The sequence below is a fragment of the Bowmanella sp. JS7-9 genome (assembly GCF_004329715.1).
Taxonomy (GTDB): Bacteria; Pseudomonadota; Gammaproteobacteria; order Enterobacterales; family Alteromonadaceae; genus Pseudobowmanella; species Pseudobowmanella zhangzhouensis.
On the sequence record NZ_JXSY01000026.1, the window covers coordinates 15,709 to 36,205 of the forward strand.

A 20,497-nucleotide genomic window follows, 5' to 3' on the forward strand; every position below is an offset into this window, starting at 1 on the left:
CTCTCCTTAATGCTGATGCGAGTGCATCGACATGGTTTCGCCCGGTTTCACTGCAACCGCAGTAAAGGAATAACGATTACCGGTGGCGCTGATTAACGTGACTTGTCGATGTTCGCCCGGTTTAACCGACCCGGTTAACCCTAGCAGCATCACATGCAGTCCGCCCGGCTGAAATACCAGCGTCTCATGTGCATTTACCGTAATACTATCTAACTTACGCATCTGCATCATGTCGCCGGATTGTTCGTGGGTATGAATTTCAACACGTTTAGCGAAATCTGCTTCGCCAGAGACAAAGGTTATAGCTGTGTCAGTATCATTGGTTACCTCGAAATACGCGGCGGTGTTGGGCACACCAGGGGGCAACGCACGAATTTGGGTGTTGTTGAATAGCACATGGGCATTTACGCCAAAGCTACTCAACAACATCACTAACCAGATTTTTTTCACAGCCGACTCCTAAATATTTGCTTTACCTCAAATTATTCAGCAAAGCGTAGGATAAACCAAGCGGTTTCAGCTATGTTTGCGCCTATCTTTGGCAAGCAGGACAACCAGCATCAGCACCAGTATCACTGGCCAGAATGTCGCAATACCCGCCAGCATAATCGCCCCGAACACCATTGCCATAACAAATAGCACGACACCGGCGACGCTTACGGCAACGAACAAACCAATCAGCACCAGTAAAATGGCTACCAGCGCCAGGGCGCCCAATTCTCCCAATCCACTTAATGTGGTGTCGGCCACAATAATTTGCAGACCGAACAGGGTATCGACGATAGATTCAAAGCAATACACAAAGACAAACGCCAACAGCACTGCAATGAGGATCTTTTTCATCATAGCCTCCCTAGCGGGTAAAGCGTTTAATCGACGTCATTTCCGGCAGTAATATGGTTGCCAATAAGTAAGCGATGCCGGTTACCATCGGGGCAAATATTAATGCCACAACACTGATCACCCGCACGATATCCACATGCAGGTTAAAATGGTCGGCCACCCCGGCACAGACACCAGAGATCACTTTTTTATCACCATTTTTATATAACTTACGTGAACGAAATACACTCATGTTACGTCTCCAGGCAAACACAGGCAGGTTCTACCCTGCCTGCCAATTCGGGTGTTAAGCCACTTTCTTTTTCAGGGCGTCCAGTTCCTGCTGTAAACGCTCTTCATTTTCCAGCGCGCGGAACTGTTGTTCTAAGCCGTCATTACCCAGTTCCATGGCTTCTAGTTGTGCTTCCAGATGGTCTATGCGCGACTCATATTGATCGAACTTGTGCATTACCTGATCTACTGCCTCAGCCTGTTTGCGTTCCTGCACTTTAATGCGCACGCTGGCAGTTTGCTGGCGCATCAACAGCGCTTTTTCGCGCTGACGCGCTTCTGTCAGCTTGCTCTGCAGGCGACTGGTGTCTTCACCCAGCTTAGTCAGAGTGTCATCCAGATGAGTCAGGTCATCAGTCAGTGCATCGGCATTATCCTGCGCCTTTTGTTTCTCCAGTAACGCAGAACGCGCCAAATCTTCTTTACCCTTGCTCATGGCCAGTTCGGCTTTTTCATACCAGTGCGCAGCCTGCTGCTGCCATTGACGTTGTTTACGCTGCAAGCCTTTTTGCTCGGCGATATAACGGGCCGCAACTGAGCGCACCTCAACCAGGGTTTCTTCCATTTCCTGAATAATCAGGCGCACCACTTTTTGTGGATCTTCCGCCTTATCCAGCATGGCATTGAGGTTAGATTGCACGATGTCGCTGATTCGGGAAAACATGCTCATGGTTGGTTCCTTAACGTTTTAAAGTTCACAGAATCCTTTTCAATCCCCGTGCCAACTACACAACATGCCCTAACCTATTGTTTTAACTAAACAAAATAACATTCACTTGCAAATTCATCACCAACATCAAATGTGAGAGCATGTGGGTTTTAGTCAAATTCGCTAATAAAATGGTGAAAATGCGCACTGCCCGGCCGCAAGACATTAATCAGCGTATAACCACCCTAAAAACTGGGGTGCGGCATTGATTTAATGCGACAGCCAAGGACAATTTGGAGAGTGCAAAGTATCAAAGCTTGTGAGTGGGCAGTTAACGGATTACTGTTTGGCTTGACGCAAAATATAGCGTTGCTGAATTAAAAGTGATGTGACAAGGATGTAACCCAATGGAAAAGAAAGCCGCTGAAAAGATACTTGAAGAACTAGCAATTATTTCAGTAAACATCGAAAAACTATCTAAGAAAGTTTCAGTCGAGAATAGAAAGCTGTTTTCAAAAGATTTAGGCTCTCTGATGAAAGCTTGCTGCGCGATTGAATCAGAAATAGGTTTTATAGTACCGGAACTTCATCCTCATTACCTTGGCTGGGAAAACTATTCCAATTTGCGCAAAAAACATGAAGATCCCAATTTCCCAATTGACTTTCCGTCGACTCAGCAATTACAGGACGCATGCGAACAATGGGATAGAATTAAAAAAGCAAAAAATCTTTAATATCGCATTAAAGCACTATGGATAAAGCAACCAAATCTGCCATTTTCATCTTCTTAAGAGCCAATTTTTTATTGGGATTACCACTTTACATTGGCCTATTCGCCTGGTTGCAAAAACATACTTTGTCCAACGCGAATTTTGATGATCTCAAACTGATTGCAGAGTTAGGTCTTTTATTAACGTGTCTTAGCGCAGTAATAGGTGTCTCATCTTTGGTTCCTTTTTGGGTCATTGCCAAAAAATTTAGGTTTGCCTCCTACACGAGCATTACATTTTGCAGCGTATTACCTTCGTTTGTATTTTACCTAATGGGAAACGATAGATTTTACTTGTATTCACTAGTAATCAGTGCAGCAATTGGAGTTGCTTTTTTCAAAATGAATAAAACGCGAAACGATGAGATAACACGCTAAATCACCGAAAAACCATTCACTTTACCTTCTTTGCCCGCGACTCAAACAACCCATAAAAAAGGCCACTTAACAGTGGCCAGGACGGGAAAAAAATTTACGTGTGCGGGGACGCCAGTTTTGCAAACGGCTGGCGATAATTGCCGCGCCGGTGAAGGTGGCGACCGGGGCTAACAACAGCCCCAACAAATGCGCGTGACTGATTAACATTATTCAATCCTCAGCATGGCGGTCTGATCATCGGCATCGCTGGCCTCTATATCAACCTCGCTGGTCACCACTTCGCCATCCTTAATTGGCAGCTCAGTAGGCAGTTCGCTGAAGAAGTTATCAAGCGAGTGCTCCAGGCGTTGCTGTAGCTGGCTCTCCAGTGCATCGACCGCTTCGCTGATAACTTGTTGTGTCAGTGTGTTTACGGTGACTTCCTGACTATGGGCACTGACCGAAAGGATACCCATGCCAGCAACCAAGATGCTGGTGAAACTCTGCTTGAACATAATGTGCTCCTGCGCTTTTTTAATTAAGTCGCAGGAACTATTGCGATAGTTGTGCCAACCAATGAAAAAACCTTTAACATGCTGTTATTAAAGGATTTTTAATTTAAACCTCATTTCAGGGTTGCACTGGCACAAGTCAGAAACATTCGCCGATTAGCGAAATTGACCACCAACTTAGTCGATTTGACTACTTTCCAAAATATGTTGAGTGCGCGCCTGCCAGTCGGCATAGGCCGCCAGTAAGGTAGCGCCACTGGCATCGGCCGCGGGGCCGTTTTCACTGAGGTAACGGCGCCAGATCCGCGCGCCAGGCAAGCCCTGAAATAACCCGAGCATATGGCGCATGACATGCCAGGCTCGTCCGCCACTGGCAATATGCTGGTCGATATAATCCGCCATGGTGACGATCACCTCTTCGCGACTGGCTACGCGGTGGTTATCACCATAGATGCGTTGATCAGCCTCAGCCAGCATATAAGGATTGGCATACACTTCACGGCCAATCATCACCCCATCTACATATTGCAGATGTTGTTCGGCTTCCCACAGGGTTTTGATGCCCCCGTTGATACTGATATGCAAATGGGGAAACTGTTGTTTTAACTGATAGACGCGGTCGTAGATCAACGGCGGAATATCGCGGTTTTGCTTAGGGCTTAAGCCTTGCAGCCAAGCCTTACGTGCGTGAATGATAAAGGTATCACAGCCCCCTTCTATCACCTGTTCGGTAAAGCGGGTGAGATCTTCATATTCACACATATCATCGATGCCAATGCGGCATTTGACCGTAACCGGAATCGACACTTTGTCCTGCATGGCCTTCACACACTCGGCGACGACCTGTGGCGTGGCCATTAAGCACGCCCCAAACGCACCGTTTTGCACCCGATCCGATGGGCACCCCACATTGATATTCACCTCATCGTAGCCACGTTGCTCTGCCAAGTGTGCACACTGCGCCATATGCGTCGGATCCGACCCGCCCAGTTGCAGTGCCAGCGGGTGTTCCTGTTGGTTAAAACCCAGGTAATCGCCCTTGCCATAAATGATCGCGCCTGTGGTAACCATTTCGGTATACAGCAGAGTATGACGCGTGATGAGTCGCAGAAAATAGCGGCAATGACGATCTGTCCAGTCCAGCATGGGTGCAACGGACAAACGACGATTGAAATCTAATGACTGAGGCTGGCGCAACATAAACGACCTGAGGAAAACAAACCGGCGCGCAGTTTAGCAAAATTTCCGCCGTGTCTCACTCGTAAAACCCGTAAACAAAGACGCGTTTTTTGCCGCCTGTGCTAGCTTCAATACTGGTAATTCACCAAGTACAGCTTTTCACTTATTTATGCCAAGGAGGCAATATGAAATTTCCCCGGTTATTACCCCTTTCATTTTTGGTTATGGCTAGTTTCAGCACGCAGGCCGCAGATGATCCCGCCACCGCCTGCCAGCAGGCGGCCAAGCTTTATCAACAACAGGATATTAAAGCCGCCAAGGAAGAGGCTCAGTGGTGCGTCACCCTGTTGCAACAACTGATGGCAAAACAAACCCAACAGGTCTTTCCCGACAAAATCGGTGGATATACAGGTCAGGACATAGAGCAAAACAGTGCTATGGGCATGAATATCACCGAGCGCCGATACCAGAACAAGCAGGGGGAGATTAGCGTTAAACTCACCAGCGGAGATAACGGGGCGATGGCCAGTGCGTTATCTGCGATGGCACAATTTGGCATGAGCCCGGGTAAAGCTATCCGGGTGCAACGCTACAAAGGCACTGATTTAAGTGAAGATGATTTTACCCAGTTACAGTTTGCGTTAAAAAACGGTGCAGTATTGTCGTTTGAGTCCAGTGACGTCCCCCGCGACGAGGTCCTTAGCTTCGCCGAAAGCTTCCCGTTAGCAGAAATAGAACAGGCCCTGTGAGGGCCTGTTTTGCATAATTATTCACCTGCATGCAGATAACATCTGCTTGCGATTGAATATTATTTCAACTTAACTATATTTTCACTATTGAGCATTTTACTCATACTTGCCAACCAACGTTGACGTGAAGACATCAGCACGCTAGGTGCTTTTGCGTTAACTTTTGATTTACAATGATTTTCAACAATTTGCATAATTTCATTCCATCTGGACAGGGGCTAACCAACGCTGTTATTTTGCCCAATAACAAGCTAAAAAACGAACAACACCTGATTGGTATTAATATAAGCAAAACTTATGGATAAGCGTTTACGCCACATTGCCCTGCTGCGTTGTTTTGCGGCCGCGGCAAAATATGAGTCTTACAGTCAGGCGGCGCAGCGTCTGGCCATTACTCAAGCCGCGGTGAGCCAACAAATACGCTCGCTGGAAGAGGTCTTAGCGGTGAAGTTATTTGTCCGTCACGGCCGAAGTATGCGCCTCACCCCGCAGGGCAAAACCCTGTATCAACATGTGGACGACGCTTTTACCACGTTATCTGCCGGGTTCGACAAAGTGCAGGTGGAACCCGCAGAGGGCGTGCTGAATGTCACTACCGGGTTATCATTTGCCTCTATCTGGCTCGTACCGAAATTATGGAAGTTCTCCGCCCGTTACCCGGATATCAAAGTCAAAATCATTGTGTCCACTGAACTGGAAAGCCTGCGCTATTCGGATATCGATGTGGCTATCCGTCAAGGGGACGCCACCGATCACCGGGTGCATCAGGAAACTCTGTTTATCGATCCGGTGTTTGCGGTATGCGCGCCTCAGCTGGTGGAAACCGCTCGAATTGCCCAGCCGGCGGATTTACTCAATTGCTTACTGGTGGAAGCGGAAGATCCCGGGCGCTTTAGTTGGGCCAACTGGTTTTCCTTGTCCGACCTGACCATTCCACGGCATAAACGTGACTGGCTGGAGGTATCGACACTGGAGATGGGCATCAATGCCGTGCTGGCTGGTCAGGGGATCTGTCTGGCCTCCTATTGTCTGGTAAAAGATCTTATCAACAGCGGCTTGTTGGTGCGCCCATTCCCGTTGCAGATTGAACCGGGACAGCGGTTTTCGCTGTTATACGACCCCAACTCACCACGTAAACCGCGCATCGATATTTTTACCGATTGGCTAAAACAGGAACTGATTGACGACTGTATCGTTTCGCCGTCCGATGCCGGGCAATTTGCGCGCTAAACTGTAGGGTTTAGCGCCTGCCTCTGGCATACTTGGCGGCTGATTTTTACCTGTCTCGGGGAATGGGTTTTGCGAAAAGGGTTTGCGGCGTTTTTTCTGCTTTTGTTGTTGGTCACGCTGCCGATTGTGTTAGTTATCGATACCTCGCCGGCGGTGCGGGAGTTATCCAGCGCGCAGCTACAACAGGCGGATCGTATTCCAACCTTGATTGGCCAGCTAAAAGCTTTTACCGCCAACTCGTCGCGCCCTCAACAAATCACCCTGAACAAAGCGCAGATAGATAGCCTCAGCGCATTGATTGCCCGTGCCCGCTCTGGCTGGTTCAGCTCAGTGGCGCTTAGTCCCACAGCGGCAGAGTTAACCCTTTCCCTGCCGATTGCTGACAGCGGGCTGTTTTTTAATGCCCGCGCCAGTGTGCAAAGTGGCAACGGGCTGACGCTTGATAATGTGAAAGTGGGAGATCTACCGATTCCCGCCTCGCTGGCGCGCTGGCTGTTAGTTAAGATTGGCGACCGGGTGGTTAATCTCGATATCAGTGAACGGTTACTCAATCGGGTTGAAAAGGTTATCACCACCGACAATGCCATCACCATTACCCTGGCGCCGGTAGCTGATTTGTTGGCAGAGCTCAAATCCCGCCCGACGCAGCTGGATGAAGATTCCGAACAGTTTCGCCGCTTAACCACCCACTATCTGACATTCCTTGGCCAGCAGCCGCGACCTGCCCCTGAGGACGCCACTCTGACCTATTTACGCGCGCTGTTTGGCCATGTAGCGCAGCAAAGCCAGGGCGAAGATGCCGCATTGCATAATCAGGCGGCAACCATGGCCATGGCCATTTTTGCCGGTAGCCAGCATTTCAGCCGTTTCATTGGTGGCGTAGAACAACCCGTACTGGCCAACGCCAAATCACCGTTGCCGCTGCAGTTTGCCAATCGACACGATTTGTTTTTGCACTTTATTTTTTCTGCAGCCATCGAAATTCTGTCGGATCATCAGGTCACCTATGCCATTGGCGAGTTTAAGGAACTGATGGATCGCAACATGTCCGGCTCGGGATTTAGCTTCGCCGATCTTGCTGCGGATTTAACCGGCAGTAAATTCGCCCGCTGTCTGGCCAGCCCGGATTATGCACCAGAGCTGCAACAGCGCTTACCGGTGCTGTTTAATGAGCAGGCACTGTTCCCGCGCATCGATGACCTGCCGGAGGGCATGCATGAAGACGAATTCCAGCAAAAAATTGGCGGCGTCGATAGCCCGGTCTACCGTCAGTTAACCGAACAGATTCAGCAACGAATCGACGCTCTGCTGCTGTTCACCGCTCCCACTTCTAATATGATCCCGCTGTGTTAAACTGCGCGGGTCACAGCACAGAGAGTCAACAATGAGTATCAGCAGTCAGGTCAATAAAGCCCGCGAATATTGTGAGAAAAAAGGTGCGCGCTTTACCCTGTTGCGTGAAAAAGTCTATGCCCTGTTGGTGGAACGTGATGGCGCAACCGGCGCATACGAATTGCTCGATCGTCTGAAAGAAACCGAGCAAAGCGCTAAACCCGCAACCATCTACCGCACATTGGATTTTTTACTGGAATTTGGTCTGATCCATCGGATTGAATCCAGCAATGCTTTTGTTGCCTGTCACCATTTTGGCTGCTCCCATCCGGTACAATTTCTGATTTGCGACGAGTGTGGTGACGTGCGCGAAATTCAATCTGCCGGTTTACAGGAAACCCTCGACCGTCAGGCCAACCAACACGGCTTCCGCGTCCATACACAAACCATCGAAGCCCACGGCATCTGCGCAAACTGTCAATTACATCAGTAACTTGCACCTGACTCTGCACTCCATTAGCATGGTATGCAGCGAGTCAACTTCAGGTGGCAACTATGTGGCGACAACACATCTTGCAGCTAACTGCGCGTAAACGCGGTCTGCATTTGATCACCGATGAACTCATAAGCCAAGTACCCGACATTGCCGACTATCAGGTTGGTTTACTGCATTTGTTTCTTTGCCATACCAGCGCAGCTCTGACCCTGAATGAAAATGCCGATCCCAGCGTCAGGGTCGATATGCAGCGCTGGTTGAATCATACCGTGGCGGATAATACCGCTTATTTTACCCATACCTATGAAGGTCCGGACGATATGTCCGCACATATCAAAAGCAGCTTATTTGGCGCCAGCCTGACTGTGCCGATTACGGCCGGCAAATTAGCCATGGGTACCTGGCAAGGTATTTATTTATGTGAGTTTCGTGAGCATGGTGGTACACGACGACTCATCGCAACACTTCAGGGCGAACTACGCTGAATGACACCAACGAGGGACTAATGAAGATCACAACACGTTACGCAAGCGCATTACTGGCTGGCACACTGGCCGCCTCAGCCATGGCCGAAGAGACTCCCAAAGCAGATGGTTGGGTAGGATTATTTGGCGAATATTATTGGGTTGATAATGATAAACCTGAAGGGTTGGGCACCCTGGATAAAGGCCCGGGGGTTGGCCTGGAATTTGGCTTGCACTTTAGTGAGCAATGGGCCGGCCGTATCGAATGGTCTCATCTGAATATTGATGGCGAAAACGGTGGCAGTGACGAAAGTGGTGACCGGGTGGGCGTCGACGCGCTGTATTTCTTTAAACCCAATGGCAATGTGTATGCCTTTGCCGGGTTAAAAAATGAAAATCTCGACCAAACCTACCGTTTGGCCAACGTGGGCCTAGGTACCCATATGATGCTTGCGCCCCAGTGGCGCTTGATGCTTGAGGGCGCGCTGTACCACGATTTCGGCGAAGGATTTAAAGATTACTCGGTAAAACTGGGCATCGCCCGCGTATTTGGCGCGGATAGCCCGGCTGCACCGAAACCCGCACCTGTGGTTGCCAAAGCCAGCGATAGTGACAATGACGGTGTAATGGACGCCCAGGATGCCTGCCCAGACAGTGCAGCGGGCACTCGCGTAAATGCCAATGGCTGCAGCGACAGCGATAACGACGGCGTCATTGATGGACAGGATCTGTGTCCCAACTCGATGCCCGGCAGTGTGGTCAACGAAATGGGCTGCGCGGATGATGACAACGATGGCGTCGCCAACAATCTGGACAAGTGCCCCGCCACCCCGATGGAAGATAAAGTCGATGCCGATGGCTGTAGTATCTTCCAGGAAGAGTCGCTGAGTGTGACGCTGAATGTGTTGTTTGCCAATAACAGTTCGATCATTGGCAATAAGACCGATCCACAATTTGCCGACTTCGCCGCATTTATGCGCCGCTTCCCCAATACACAGGCTGAAATTGCCGGTCATACCTCGGCAGTAGGGTCGGCTGAATACAACCAGATGCTATCGGATAAACGTGCTAAAGCGGTACGCCAACTGCTGATTGACCAATATGGTATCGCGGCTGACCGCTTGACGGCCAAAGGCTATGGCGAAACCCGTTTACTGGATAGCGCCGACACGGCAGAAGCACATCGTAAGAACCGCCGCATCGAAGCCGAGATTACGGTGAAACAACAGACTGAGTTGAAACGCTAGAGTAAGACCTGCGTTCAGCGCCTATAAAAAACGCCGCAATTGCGGCGTTTTTTAAACCTTCTCAAACTCATCGCCATAATACAGGCCGATTTGCCGACGGACCTCATCCATCTGCGTCAACACTGCCAGCGTATCTCTGTGCGGCACCACATCCGACTGGCGTTTTCCGACCAGAATACAGCGGGCCATGTCCTCAATCTGGTACTCAAAGCCATTATGCGCCCAGGGCAATGTCAAGGTTTGTATATCATCCCCCCGTTGCAGGCTAACCTGTGAGCCAGACCAAAAACGCGGCTCAAGGGTAATCGTGCCTTCACTACCATAGACATGTAATGCGTTTTGCTGCTGGCTGACAATCGAGGTCGCAAACTGGGCAAGTTGCCCACCGCTGTATTGCACTGTCGCCATCACACTCTCATCCACGCCATCGGCAGACAGTTTCCCCAACGCCTGGATAGCGGTATGCGACTGGCCGAGCATAAACTGACTCAGCGACAAGGCATACACCCCCAAATCCAGCATGGCACCACCGGCCAGCGCTTTATTGTTAATCCGGTGCTCGGGGCCATGTTCAAACGCAATACCAATGGAGGATTGAATAGATTGCACCTCGCCAATTCGCTTGTCTGCCAACCACTGTTTGGCCTGCGCCACATAGGGCAAGAACCGACTCCACACCGCTTCCATCAACATGCAATCATGTTGTTCAGCCAGCTCGCAAAGACGGGCAAACTGGGCTGCATTCACACAGGCAGGCTTTTCAATCAATACATGTTTTCCGGCCTTAAGGGCACGCATGGCGGCCGGATAATGATAGTTGTGCGGCGTGGCAATATACACGGCCTGCACCTGAGGATTGGCCAGTAATGCTGCTTCATCGTCGTAGGCATGCGCCAACTGCCAGCGACTGGCGAATGCGTCGGCATTTTGCTGGGAACGACTGGCCACCGCGACCAGTTGATTGTGATCACAATATGCTAACGCATCGGCAAATTTGTGCGCGATTCGGCCGGGACCGATGATGCCCCAGTGGAGCGTCGTGGACATGACGTTTGCTCTCCTTAAACGGTCAACTTTGAGAAGCGGGATTCAGCAAATAATAATGCGCCCGCAGGCGCATTATTAATATTCATCGTCGTAATCGGGGCCGGTGTAATTGTCGAAACGGGAATACTGGCCCTGGAAGGTCAAACGTACCGTACCGATGGGGCCGTTACGCTGTTTACCGAGAATAATTTCGGCGACGCCTTTTAATTCACTGTTTTCGTGATATACCTCGTCACGATAAATAAACATGATTAAGTCGGCATCCTGCTCGATGGAGCCGGATTCACGCAAGTCCGAGTTCACTGGGCGTTTGTCCGCACGTTGTTCAAGGCTTCGGTTTAACTGGGATAGCGCCACCACGGGACACTCCAGCTCTTTGGCCAGCGCTTTGAGTGAGCGGGAAATCTCCGCGATTTCCAGGGTACGGTTATCCGATAGTGAAGGCACCCGCATTAATTGCAGGTAGTCGACCATGATTAGGCTGATGCCCCCATTATCACGGGCGATCTTGCGCGCTCGGGTGCGCACTTCCATCGGTGTCAGGCCGGAAGAGTCATCAATAAACAAATTATTGCGATCTTTCAGGTTGGCCATGGTCTGCGACACCCGGGTCCACTCTTCATCGTTGAGCTGTGCGGTGCGGATGCTGGTCTGATTAACCCGGCTTAGTGACGCCAACATACGCATCATGATCTGTTCGGATGGCATCTCTAAACTGAATACCAGCACTGGCTTGGTTTCTGCCATCATGGCATTTTCCACCAGGTTCATCGCGAAGGTGGTTTTACCCATGGACGGACGCGCTGCGACGATAATCAGATCCGATGGCTGCAAACCCGAGGTCTTTTTATCTAGGTCGACAAAGCCGGTGGTCACCCCGGTGACTTCCCGGTTATCTTTCACCAGTGCTTCAAGCCGCTCAATGGTTTTACCCAGCACCTGTTCAACATTGCGCGGGCCCTCATTCTCGCCGGTACGTTTTTCGGCAATTTCGAAAACCTTACTTTCGGCAAAATCGAGGATCTCAGAGGCATCGCGGCCCTGGGGGTTATAGCTGGTATCAGCTATTTCATTGGCGACCGCAATTAATTCACGGGCAACGGCACGCTCTTTAATGATTTTCGCGTAGGCCACCACGTTAGCGGCACTGGGCGTGTTTTTTGCCAGCTCACCTAAATAGGCGAAGCCGCCTACTTCGTCCAGTTGTTCGGTGTTTTCTAGCTGTTCAGAAACGGTAATGACATCAACCGGCTGATTGGCCTTGAGCAGCGCCAGAATCGCAATATAAATAATCCGGTGAGAGCGATTGTAAAAATCGTCCTCGACCAGTTGCTCGGTGACTTTGTCCCACGAGTCCGGTGCAATCAACATACTGCCGAGTACAGACTGTTCCGCTTCAATGGAGTGAGGCGGTATTTTCAGCTTTTCTATGCTGACTTCGGCTTTTTTACTGCTGGTCGATTTCACGTGCACCGATCTGGTTTAATTAGCGGAGGGTTATTATGCGTGAAAATATTCCATTAAAAAAGGCGCAGTTACTGCGCCTTTTGCTAATGCTGTTGCTTAGCGATGTTGCAGCGTAATCTTGCCGCCCACCGTGGTGACTTTAACCCGCCCTTCACCGCTACCTGAGGTAAAGCGCAACCATTTGGCCGGGCCGTATTTGGCTTCTTCTGTGCGATCATCAGTGAGTTTATTGATGATTCGGCCACCGTGTGAGTCTACATCGAAGCGCGCTGACACATCGTCCTGGAAGCTCAGAGTTAAATCTCCGCCCACACTTTCTGCCGCGATACGTCCGTCGGTGTCCAGTCGAAAGCGCATTTGGAAATCACCATTCACGGTTGAAGCAGACAAGTCTTTAACCCGCTCCAGATACAACTCGCCATCGCCATTTACGCTTTCGATTTTAACTTCCTGATAATCCGCGTTGACTTTGATATCGCCATTGACGGTGTCCACCACCAGACGCTCGCCCACTGAGCCATCATCATCCAAATCGCCGTTTACACTTTCCAGTTTCACATTGCCTTTTAGCTGACGACTTTTCACGTCGCCATTGACGGTCTCTATCTGAATCTTGCCGCTTAAATCATCGGCGCGGATATCGCCGTTCACCACATCGATATCCACCCCGTTGCGCAGACCACTTAGGGTGAAATCAGTGTTCACGCTGTCCACCTCAAGATGATTTGTCGCAGGCAGATACACCTGCAGATCATCGCCTTTAGAGTCATTGTGCCAACCCCAGCCGCGACTTTCCTTAAGCTTAATCTTGATCAGAATCTGCTTGCCTGAACGTTCGAAGATAAATTTCTCCATGCGGTCATCCAGTTCACCACTGACCCGCACCTCGTTTTTATCCCAACTGATAAATTCGACCTGACCATTAACATTCTCAAACTGCACATAACCATCCGCGGCGGCATCCAGGCTTTTATCGACTTTTTCACCTGCATAGGCCAAACCAGAACATACGCTGACTAATGCAATTACACCTTTAGTTAGTTTCATAATCATTCCTGCCTGTTAAATTTGCTGCCACTGAGGCGCATGAACTTTTTCAATTAAATCAATTTGTTGCTGGTGGACCTGAGTAAGCATTTTCAGCAACGCCATATTATCCGGATCTTCTTTGAGTGCTTTTTTGATCGCACTGGCCGCATCATCCAACTGCTGTAACTGTGCCTGCCAGTTATCCGTCAATGCCGGTTGCTCGGCGTATTTAACCAGTAAACTATCCACCTGCTGCTTGTGCTGACTGGATAACTGCGCCAATAAACTTTGCTGCGCGTCATCCCGTTGCTGCACCACCACAAGGGTGCCAACCAGGCCAAATAATGCGATGGCTGCGGCAATCCCATAAGGACGTTTTTTAGGCGCAACATGTGTGTCGATACCGCGCTCAATGGCCTGCCATAAATCACGTTCTGGCCGAACGTCTTTCGGTAGTGCGTCAATCTGCTGCTGCAGTTGTTGATCAAAACTTTGCTTATTCATGACCCATCCACTCTTTTATCATCTGCTTGGCACGGTGAAACTGTGCCTTGCTGCTGCCTACAGCCATATTTGTCATCTGTGCAATTTCTTCGTGGCGATAACCATCGATAGCATGCAGGACAAACACGATACGGGTGCGTTCCGGTAATCTTGCTATCCAAATCGCAAGTTTATCTTCCTGGTGATCTTCCACTTCTGGCGCCGCAACGTCGGAAATATCCACCTCTTCGCTACTAAACACACGTGATAACCAGCTTCGCTGTTTGCGTAACTGACTGATCGCCACATTCGCCGCCACACTGTGTAGCCAGGTGCTGAACTTACTATCACCTCGAAAGTTGCTCAGCTTGTGCCACAACTGGATAAACACTTCCTGAGTCGCATCTTCCGCTAATGCACGATCCACCATCAGCCGCAAACATACGCCATACACCATGCCCAGATAGTTTTCGTATAAACGGTGAAATGCCTGTTTATCGCCTTGCTGAGCCGCACTTATCAGGGCGGCTTCAGGATCGAAACGCTGTTGGGCATCAATCACTGAGGCTGTTGAATTCAATTTTTCTTCCACTGAATGACGTTCTTGTTGAGTTAGTCGCGGGCTACCCTAGCAAGGTTTACAGACAAGAAAAATTATTTTTGAAAAAGGCGGAGAATTCCGCCTTTGATTAGTGCGAATTAACGCACAAATTAGTACTGATATACGTTTGCATCGCATCAATCGGCATCGGCTTGGCGTACAAATATCCCTGACTAAAGGCACAGCCCTCTTGCAGTAAAAATTCATGTTGCTCGGCAGTTTCCACCCCTTCCGCAATCACCCGCAAATTCACCGCATCGCCGAGCTTAAGAATCGCACGGGCGATTTCAATATCATTAGTTTCGTGAGGGATCTCACTCACGAATGAGCGATCCAGTTTCAGCCGGGTGATTGGCAGGCGTTTCAGGTAAGACAATGAAGAATAGCCGGTACCGAAATCATCGATGGCGATGCCGACGCCTAGTTCACGCAAGGCTTGTAACTGAGCAATGGCAAATTCACTTTGATGCATAACGAAACTTTCTGTCAGCTCCAGCGTGATGCGCTGAGGTTCACAGCCCGTTTCGGCAAAAATAGCCGCAACCCGTTCGACGAAGTCCGTTTGCAATACCTGTTTGCCCGACACGTTAACTGCCAGAAATTGCAAGGGAACGCCATTTTGTATCCACTGCTGCATTTGCATGCAGGATTGCTGCAACACCCATTCGCCCAGGGGCACGATCAAATTACTTTCCTCGGCCAGCGATATAAATTTATCTGGTGGTATAAAACCCCGCTTAGGATGCTGCCAGCGCAATAATACTTCCGCCCCGACGCAGCGCCCGCAACTGAGATCAATCACCGGCTGGAAGTAAAGTTCCAACTCAGTCTCTTCCAGCGCGCGGCGTAAATCAGCAGTGAGTGCCACCCGCTCCTGCACATATTCAGTCATGCTGTGGTTATAAAACTCGACCCTATTGCGGCCCGCCTCTTTGGCTTTGTACATTGCCATATCGCCGTTTTTTAATAAGGTCTCACTGTCGTCGCCGTCATCCGGGTAACAAGCAATACCTATACTGGCGGACACAAACAACTCTGTTTCACCCACCAAAATGGGGACCGCCAGTTCAGATAGTAACTTTTGCGCCAGCGTCGCGGCGGCACGATGCTCTGACAAGTTTTCCATCAGGATAAGAAATTCATCGCCGCTTAATCGCGCTACGGTGTCGCTTTCCCGCACGGTCGCTTTCAAACGTTCAGCCACACTGCAAAGCAACTGATCTCCATAGCTATGCCCATAGGTGTCGTTGATTTGCTTAAAATTATCCAAATCGATAAACATCAACGCAAAACGTTGCTGCTCGCGCTTGGACTTATCCAGTGCATGGGCAAAGCGATCCATAAACAAAATTCTGTTTGGCAAAGAGGTCAGTACATCATAATGAGCCAGGTAGTAAATCCGCTCCTGCGAAGACTTTTGCTCACTGATGTCATACATAGTGACTAAGTACTTTTCCAGCGACCCATCAAGCCTGTATAAAGCGGTGACACTCAGCCAGAGTGGGATAACCCGACCGTCACGATGACGATTCCAGACTTCACCCTGCCAACGGCCATTTTGATTGGTTTGAGTCCAAATCGTTGAAAAATCTTCGGTCTTTTGTCTTGCTGCTTTAAGCATGGAGACTGGCTGATTCAATACGCTGGCGCCGGAAAAGCCCATGATCCGCTCAAACGCGGCGTTGACTTTAACAATTTTCAGGTGCTCATTGAGGATCAGAATCCCATCCAGCGTATTTGAAAACACATTCGCAGCCAGACGCAGTTCTTCTTCTGCGTGTTTGCGGTAAGAAATATCCGTCACCATTACCACCACACCATCATCTCCGGCGGAGACAGGCGCTAGCGCAACTTCAACGGGAAACTCGTGGCCATTCTTATGCAAGGCAAATAGTTCACGCCCATCCCCCATACTGCGATTTACCGGATTACGTGAATATTTTTTACGGAGATATAAATGCGAGCTGCGAAAGCGCTCTGGCAACAGCGTTTCAAGCGGTTGCCCTTCCAACTCTTGCTGGGTATAGCCAAACACCAATTCCGAACGCGGATTACAGATACGGATAAGGCCATTGCCGCCGACGACTAATATCGCTTCGGGCATCACCGCCATCACCTGACGGACTTGTTCATCACTCTGGCCATTGGCTATCAAAAGATTACTTTCCATTTCCTATTACTCTAAGGCCCTCAACAAAAACACATATACCACTTGGCATTTGGTTAAAAGCACTGCTGCCCTGCACAACCGAGTCATTGCGTTACTCTATGGCGTGTAACCGACTCGTTGAAAGCTAAGCGTAGTGCAAATTCGAAGCTGGAGAGGAAATAATCAATTTTGTAAGAAATATCCGATTGAGGCGATCTTGAGACAAAAAAAACACCGCACTAGGCGGTGTTTTCTTGATACCGGAAAGGTAACTTACGCTTCTGCGATAACAACTACTTTGATAGTTGCTACAACGTCAGAGTGCAGTTGCACGTCCAGTTCAAATTCGCCAGTTTCGCGAATTGTACCGTTAGGCATTTTAACTTCTGACTTAGTCACAGCTACACCAGCAGCAGTGATTGCATCAGCAACGTCACGCGTGCCAACAGAACCGAACAGTTTACCTTCGTCACCAGCAGGTGCAGCAATTGTTACTTCAGCCAGCTCAGCGATTTTCGCTGCTTTAGCTTCTGCAGCCGCTAACGCGTCAGCCAGTTTGGCTTCCAGTTCTGCACGACGTGCTTCGAACTTTTCAACGTTAACTTTAGTTGCAGGAACTGCTTTACCCTGTGGGAACAGGAAGTTACGTGCGTAACCAGATTTCACAGAAACCTGATCTCCCAGGCCGCCCAGGTTGGCGACTTTGTCTAGTAGAATGATATCCATCGATGCTACCTCTTAATTATCGCCAACAATTACTTGTGTGAATCAGTGTATGGCAACAGAGCCAGGAAGCGCGCGCGCTTGATGGCAGTTGACAATTGACGCTGATACTTAGCACTGGTGCCAGTGATACGGCTAGGAACGATTTTGCCATTCTCAGTGATGTAGTTTTTCAGCAGAGAAGTGTCTTTGTAATCGATTTCTTGCACGCCTTCAGCTGAGAAACGGCAGAATTTACGACGTCTGAAAAAACGAGCCATGGTGAATTCTCCTATTATTCTGCAGCGTCAGCAGATACTTCTGCTGGCTTTTCTGCGCGTTTTTCACGACGCTCTTCACGAGCGCTTTCTTTAGCCATTGGAGAGGCTTCAGTTACCGCGCCTTTAGTGCGGATAACCATGTTACGCAGGATGATGTCGTTGAAACGGAAAGCAGTTTCGAGTTCTTCGATTGCTTCAGCAGAGGCTTCAGCGTTGATCAGAACATAGTGTGCTTTGTGCAGTTTTTCGATTGGGTAAGCCAGTTGACGGCGGCCCCAGTCTTCCAGACGAGTGATAGAACCACCGTCCTTCGTGATAATACCAGTATAACGCTCGATCATACCTGGTACCTGCTCGCTTTGATCCGGATGGACCATAAATACGATTTCGTAATGACGCATAATAGCTCCTTACGGTTGTAGCCTCTTCAGCACAGCCAAATCACTGGTGGAGGCAAGGAACAAAATTGGGTTTAGGCTGTTTTAAGGCGGCGAAGTGTATAGAAATCCGCCGCTTAACACAAGCATTTCCTGTGACAATAACCTTGATCAGGCCAGTACCATCACCGCAACCCCGACCAGCGCCAATAAAGACCAGCCAGCCGTGTGACGATTGACCGGCTCACCGAGTATTTTGGCGACGCCCAGCGATAGCACCACACTGGTCGCGAACAGGGTTTGCACCACTGCGGCTTTGGCGTTTTGCAGTGCAAGCATTTGCAAAAACAGCGCGGCAAACGTGCCGACCACAGTCGCCCAGAAAAACGTAATCCAGGTCTTGCGTAGGTTATTGGTCACGGGTAGCCAGGCTTTGCGTTGCCACAGCATCAACAACACAATAATGACGATCCCGCCGAACAGTCGTTGGGCACTGGCATTGGCCGGATCGATGCCCGTACGGGTCAGTACATCGCGGCTGATTACCGCACCGACGGCCTGACACAACGCAGCCAATGCCGCATATACATAACCCGTCAATTCAAACAGGTGCATTTGCGCGCGCTTTTGGACTTTCACCACCATATCTACCGACAGGATCACCAACGCGACACCCAGCCATTGCTGCCAGGTTAACCATTCATTGATCCAGGCCAGAGCTATCAGCGCAGTAAAGATGGGCGCCAAGGTTTCCACCACCAGAATGGATTGACTGTCACCGATTTTATTCAGACTCTGAAAGAAAAACGTATCGCCCAGACCGATACCAATCGCCCCGGATAGTGCCAACCACAGCATATCGTTAGTCGATAGCGTAACAGTTGGTAACGCAAACCAAATCAGCGGCAACAGGATCACCAGTGCCGCAATGCCTTTCCATAAATTTAGGGATAATGGCGAGAAGCTGCTGCCCAGCACACGAAATAAACGAGCGGCCACAGCCCAGCACAGCGCGGTCGACAGCGCTGCGATTTCACCTGTCATAGATTACTCCGAATAGTATTGACTGATGGCGCGAAACAGCGCCTGATGTTTGTCCTGCCAGCGCAGAGACTGGTCATTATACCTGTGATTCGCCGAGGTTTTCACGATCACAATGTGTTTATCCGGGTCGATAACGATATATTGACCGTAAATCCCCTGCCCCTGATATTCATCGTCTCGTCCGTCCGGCAGCCACCATTGATAGCCGTAGCCATATTTGTGTTTTGAGGCCGGGTTATCACCCGGTTGCAGATGCGGGGCATCCGCAGTCACAGAATCGTGTATCCAATGAGACGGCACGATCTGCAGGCCATCACGTTGGCCGTTATGCAGGTAGAGTAAGCCGAAGCGCGCGTAATCACGCAATGTGACATTTAAGCCCCCCAGCGCCAGCTCCATACCGGTAAAGTCAGTCAAATAATAGGCCTGACTGGCCATACCGGCTGGTTGCCAGATTTTTTCCTGCAAGTATTCGGTCAGTGGCTTGCCGGTCGCATTCACCAGCACCATGCCCAGTACCTGGGTGTCTATGCTGACATACTGATTATACGTACCTGGCTCAAACTCACGTTGTAGAGTCGTAGCAAACTCATTAAATGGTTGCCCCAATGCGACTGTGCGCGAAAAACGATTAATATCTGAGAAAAAATCGCCATAATCTTCATTGAACCCCACGCCAGAAGACATCTGTAATACATCTTTGATGCGCACACCGTCATAGCCTGAGCCTTTCAGCTCTGGTGCATATCGGGTCACAGGCTCTTCGATGCTGCCAATGGCGCCTTCCTCCACTGCAATCCCAATCAACGCAGATAAAAATGACTTTGCCAGCGAAAAAGACATATGGGTTGAGTCGTCACTCATCCCCTGCCAGTAGTGTTCATACAATATTTGCGCATCTTTGAGCACGATAAGGCCCGTTGTGCGACTGTCAGCCAGAAACGCCTGGGTATCCAGCATATGCCCGTCAAATTCAAATTGCGCGGGTAACTCCGCTAATGCAGGTGTTAATAGCTGTGGATTGCTAGAAGGCTGTAACACCTTGGTGGGAAACGCGTCTTCCATATGCAGGAAGTTATTAACGATTTTGTCTTCGTCATACAGGGTGACGACTTTGTACAGGCGCACCAGCAGTGGCCATTGCCACGCCACGTAACAAGCGCCAATAACTAACACCAACAGGCCAATTCGCGACCATCTGAACCCCGACTGCATACCAC

At 49.7% G+C, this 20,497-nt stretch carries 25 protein-coding genes; 7 read left to right on the forward strand and 18 right to left on the reverse strand.

Annotation, left to right across the window (positions count from 1 at the left end):
- Positions 1-6 precede the first annotated feature (6 nt).
- The 4 genes from TK45_RS14585 to pspA form a co-directional block, all read right to left on the reverse strand.
- Positions 7-450, reverse strand: a complete 444-nt coding sequence (locus TK45_RS14585) for a copper chaperone PCu(A)C (protein WP_131259586.1) — start codon at positions 448-450, stop codon at positions 7-9.
- A gap of 66 nt (positions 451-516) precedes the next feature.
- On the reverse strand, positions 517-843 hold the full coding sequence (locus TK45_RS14590) for a hypothetical protein (RefSeq protein WP_131259587.1): 327 nt from the start codon (positions 841-843) through the stop codon (positions 517-519).
- 10 nt (positions 844-853) lie between these two features.
- A complete protein-coding gene (locus tag TK45_RS14595; RefSeq protein WP_131259588.1) occupies positions 854-1,075 on the reverse strand; it encodes a PspC domain-containing protein in 222 nt (73 codons plus the stop codon).
- A gap of 54 nt (positions 1,076-1,129) precedes the next feature.
- Positions 1,130-1,783 carry a phage shock protein PspA gene (pspA, locus tag TK45_RS14600; protein WP_131259589.1) on the reverse strand — a complete coding sequence of 218 codons (654 nt, stop codon included), beginning with the start codon at positions 1,781-1,783 and terminating at the stop codon, positions 1,130-1,132.
- A gap of 386 nt (positions 1,784-2,169) precedes the next feature.
- Here pspA and TK45_RS14605 point away from each other — a divergent pair, with 386 nt between their 5' ends.
- Positions 2,170-2,496, forward strand: coding sequence for a hypothetical protein (locus TK45_RS14605; RefSeq protein WP_131259590.1), 327 nt, complete (start codon positions 2,170-2,172; stop codon positions 2,494-2,496).
- A 479-nt stretch (positions 2,497-2,975) separates the two neighbouring features.
- Here the strand turns inward: TK45_RS14605 and TK45_RS16260 are convergent, their stop codons facing one another.
- From TK45_RS16260 to dusA, 3 genes are all read right to left on the reverse strand, one after another.
- Positions 2,976-3,116 carry a hypothetical protein gene (locus tag TK45_RS16260; protein ID WP_165490799.1) on the reverse strand — a complete coding sequence of 47 codons (141 nt, stop codon included), beginning with the start codon at positions 3,114-3,116 and terminating at the stop codon, positions 2,976-2,978.
- On the reverse strand, positions 3,116-3,403 hold the full coding sequence (locus TK45_RS14610) for a hypothetical protein (RefSeq protein WP_131259591.1): 288 nt from the start codon (positions 3,401-3,403) through the stop codon (positions 3,116-3,118). Before TK45_RS14610 ends, TK45_RS16260 begins: the two co-directional genes overlap by 1 nt.
- Before the next feature lie 174 nt (positions 3,404-3,577).
- Positions 3,578-4,600 carry a tRNA dihydrouridine(20/20a) synthase DusA gene (dusA, locus tag TK45_RS14615; protein WP_131259592.1) on the reverse strand — a complete coding sequence of 341 codons (1,023 nt, stop codon included), beginning with the start codon at positions 4,598-4,600 and terminating at the stop codon, positions 3,578-3,580.
- Between the two features lie 164 nt (positions 4,601-4,764).
- On the opposite strand from dusA, the gene TK45_RS14620 reads away from it, so the two are divergent.
- The 6 genes from TK45_RS14620 (at position 4,765) to TK45_RS14645 (ending at position 10,097) form a co-directional block, all read left to right on the forward strand.
- Positions 4,765-5,328: a hypothetical protein gene (locus TK45_RS14620; RefSeq protein ID WP_131259593.1), complete on the forward strand. Its 564-nt coding sequence runs from the start codon at positions 4,765-4,767 to the stop codon at positions 5,326-5,328.
- Between the two features lie 297 nt (positions 5,329-5,625).
- On the forward strand, positions 5,626-6,558 hold the full coding sequence (locus TK45_RS14625; protein ID WP_131259594.1) for a LysR substrate-binding domain-containing protein: 933 nt from the start codon (positions 5,626-5,628) through the stop codon (positions 6,556-6,558).
- Between the two features lie 69 nt (positions 6,559-6,627).
- A complete protein-coding gene (locus TK45_RS14630) occupies positions 6,628-7,911 on the forward strand; it encodes a hypothetical protein (RefSeq protein ID WP_131259595.1) in 1,284 nt (427 codons plus the stop codon).
- Between the two features lie 31 nt (positions 7,912-7,942).
- A complete protein-coding gene (locus tag TK45_RS14635; protein ID WP_131259596.1) occupies positions 7,943-8,383 on the forward strand; it encodes a transcriptional repressor in 441 nt (146 codons plus the stop codon).
- A gap of 62 nt (positions 8,384-8,445) precedes the next feature.
- Entirely contained in the window at positions 8,446-8,871 is a 426-nt protein-coding gene (locus TK45_RS14640) for a secondary thiamine-phosphate synthase enzyme YjbQ (protein WP_131259597.1), read from the forward strand.
- A gap of 20 nt (positions 8,872-8,891) precedes the next feature.
- Positions 8,892-10,097: an OmpA family protein gene (locus TK45_RS14645; RefSeq protein WP_131259598.1), complete on the forward strand. Its 1,206-nt coding sequence runs from the start codon at positions 8,892-8,894 to the stop codon at positions 10,095-10,097.
- A 51-nt stretch (positions 10,098-10,148) separates the two neighbouring features.
- Here TK45_RS14645 and TK45_RS14650 read toward each other — a convergent pair whose 3' ends face one another.
- From TK45_RS14650 to TK45_RS14700, 11 genes are all read right to left on the reverse strand, one after another.
- Positions 10,149-11,144, reverse strand: a complete 996-nt coding sequence (locus TK45_RS14650; protein ID WP_131259599.1) for a Gfo/Idh/MocA family protein — start codon at positions 11,142-11,144, stop codon at positions 10,149-10,151.
- 75 nt (positions 11,145-11,219) lie between these two features.
- Complete coding sequence (gene dnaB, locus TK45_RS14655) at positions 11,220-12,611, reverse strand: replicative DNA helicase (RefSeq protein ID WP_131259600.1); 1,392 nt, start codon at positions 12,609-12,611, stop codon at positions 11,220-11,222.
- A gap of 96 nt (positions 12,612-12,707) precedes the next feature.
- Positions 12,708-13,658 carry a DUF4097 family beta strand repeat-containing protein gene (locus TK45_RS14660; RefSeq protein ID WP_165490800.1) on the reverse strand — a complete coding sequence of 317 codons (951 nt, stop codon included), beginning with the start codon at positions 13,656-13,658 and terminating at the stop codon, positions 12,708-12,710.
- Positions 13,659-13,673: 15 nt separating this feature from the next.
- Positions 13,674-14,144 (reverse strand): hypothetical protein, encoded by a 471-nt coding sequence (locus TK45_RS14665; protein ID WP_131259602.1) that lies wholly within the window; start codon positions 14,142-14,144, stop codon positions 13,674-13,676.
- Positions 14,137-14,703 (reverse strand): RNA polymerase sigma factor, encoded by a 567-nt coding sequence (locus TK45_RS14670; protein ID WP_131259603.1) that lies wholly within the window; start codon positions 14,701-14,703, stop codon positions 14,137-14,139. The genes TK45_RS14665 and TK45_RS14670 overlap by 8 nt, the downstream gene beginning before the upstream one ends.
- A gap of 109 nt (positions 14,704-14,812) precedes the next feature.
- Positions 14,813-16,894 (reverse strand): EAL domain-containing protein, encoded by a 2,082-nt coding sequence (locus tag TK45_RS16435; protein ID WP_131259604.1) that lies wholly within the window; start codon positions 16,892-16,894, stop codon positions 14,813-14,815.
- A gap of 252 nt (positions 16,895-17,146) precedes the next feature.
- Complete coding sequence (rplI, locus tag TK45_RS14680) at positions 17,147-17,599, reverse strand: 50S ribosomal protein L9 (protein ID WP_131259605.1); 453 nt, start codon at positions 17,597-17,599, stop codon at positions 17,147-17,149.
- A 29-nt stretch (positions 17,600-17,628) separates the two neighbouring features.
- The gene (gene rpsR / locus TK45_RS14685) at positions 17,629-17,856 is read right to left on the reverse strand and encodes a 30S ribosomal protein S18 (protein WP_131259606.1); all 228 of its coding nucleotides are present in this window, start codon (positions 17,854-17,856) and stop codon (positions 17,629-17,631) included.
- Between the two features lie 14 nt (positions 17,857-17,870).
- Positions 17,871-18,257: a 30S ribosomal protein S6 gene (gene rpsF / locus TK45_RS14690; protein ID WP_131259607.1), complete on the reverse strand. Its 387-nt coding sequence runs from the start codon at positions 18,255-18,257 to the stop codon at positions 17,871-17,873.
- Positions 18,258-18,404: 147 nt separating this feature from the next.
- Positions 18,405-19,277: a DMT family transporter gene (locus TK45_RS14695; RefSeq protein WP_131259608.1), complete on the reverse strand. Its 873-nt coding sequence runs from the start codon at positions 19,275-19,277 to the stop codon at positions 18,405-18,407.
- Positions 19,278-19,280: 3 nt separating this feature from the next.
- Positions 19,281-20,492, reverse strand: a complete 1,212-nt coding sequence (locus TK45_RS14700) for a serine hydrolase (protein WP_131259609.1) — start codon at positions 20,490-20,492, stop codon at positions 19,281-19,283.
- Positions 20,493-20,497: the final 5 nt, after the last annotated feature.

Excerpts from the sequence above, each read along its gene's own strand:
- TK45_RS14590 (WP_131259587.1), bottom strand. The coding sequence starts at position 843 with ATGAAAAAGATCCTCATTGCAGTGCTGTTGGCGTTTGTCTTTGTGTAT.
- TK45_RS14595 (WP_131259588.1), bottom strand. The coding sequence starts at position 1,075 with ATGAGTGTATTTCGTTCACGTAAGTTATATAAAAATGGTGATAAAAAA.
- pspA (WP_131259589.1), bottom strand. The coding sequence starts at position 1,783 with ATGAGCATGTTTTCCCGAATCAGCGACATCGTGCAATCTAACCTCAAT.
- TK45_RS14605 (WP_131259590.1), top strand. The coding sequence starts at position 2,170 with ATGGAAAAGAAAGCCGCTGAAAAGATACTTGAAGAACTAGCAATTATT.
- TK45_RS16260 (WP_165490799.1), bottom strand. The coding sequence starts at position 3,116 with ATGTTAATCAGTCACGCGCATTTGTTGGGGCTGTTGTTAGCCCCGGTC.
- TK45_RS14610 (WP_131259591.1), bottom strand. The coding sequence starts at position 3,403 with ATGTTCAAGCAGAGTTTCACCAGCATCTTGGTTGCTGGCATGGGTATC.
- dusA (WP_131259592.1), bottom strand. The coding sequence starts at position 4,600 with ATGTTGCGCCAGCCTCAGTCATTAGATTTCAATCGTCGTTTGTCCGTT.
- TK45_RS14620 (WP_131259593.1), top strand. The coding sequence starts at position 4,765 with ATGAAATTTCCCCGGTTATTACCCCTTTCATTTTTGGTTATGGCTAGT.
- TK45_RS14625 (WP_131259594.1), top strand. The coding sequence starts at position 5,626 with ATGGATAAGCGTTTACGCCACATTGCCCTGCTGCGTTGTTTTGCGGCC.
- TK45_RS14635 (WP_131259596.1), top strand. The coding sequence starts at position 7,943 with ATGAGTATCAGCAGTCAGGTCAATAAAGCCCGCGAATATTGTGAGAAA.
- TK45_RS14640 (WP_131259597.1), top strand. The coding sequence starts at position 8,446 with ATGTGGCGACAACACATCTTGCAGCTAACTGCGCGTAAACGCGGTCTG.
- TK45_RS14645 (WP_131259598.1), top strand. The coding sequence starts at position 8,892 with ATGAAGATCACAACACGTTACGCAAGCGCATTACTGGCTGGCACACTG.
- TK45_RS14650 (WP_131259599.1), bottom strand. The coding sequence starts at position 11,144 with ATGTCCACGACGCTCCACTGGGGCATCATCGGTCCCGGCCGAATCGCG.
- TK45_RS14660 (WP_165490800.1), bottom strand. The coding sequence starts at position 13,658 with ATGAAACTAACTAAAGGTGTAATTGCATTAGTCAGCGTATGTTCTGGT.
- TK45_RS14665 (WP_131259602.1), bottom strand. The coding sequence starts at position 14,144 with ATGAATAAGCAAAGTTTTGATCAACAACTGCAGCAGCAGATTGACGCA.
- TK45_RS16435 (WP_131259604.1), bottom strand. The coding sequence starts at position 16,894 with ATGGAAAGTAATCTTTTGATAGCCAATGGCCAGAGTGATGAACAAGTC.
- rplI (WP_131259605.1), bottom strand. The coding sequence starts at position 17,599 with ATGGATATCATTCTACTAGACAAAGTCGCCAACCTGGGCGGCCTGGGA.
- rpsR (WP_131259606.1), bottom strand. The coding sequence starts at position 17,856 with ATGGCTCGTTTTTTCAGACGTCGTAAATTCTGCCGTTTCTCAGCTGAA.
- rpsF (WP_131259607.1), bottom strand. The coding sequence starts at position 18,257 with ATGCGTCATTACGAAATCGTATTTATGGTCCATCCGGATCAAAGCGAG.
- TK45_RS14695 (WP_131259608.1), bottom strand. The coding sequence starts at position 19,277 with ATGACAGGTGAAATCGCAGCGCTGTCGACCGCGCTGTGCTGGGCTGTG.
- TK45_RS14700 (WP_131259609.1), bottom strand. The coding sequence starts at position 20,492 with ATGCAGTCGGGGTTCAGATGGTCGCGAATTGGCCTGTTGGTGTTAGTT.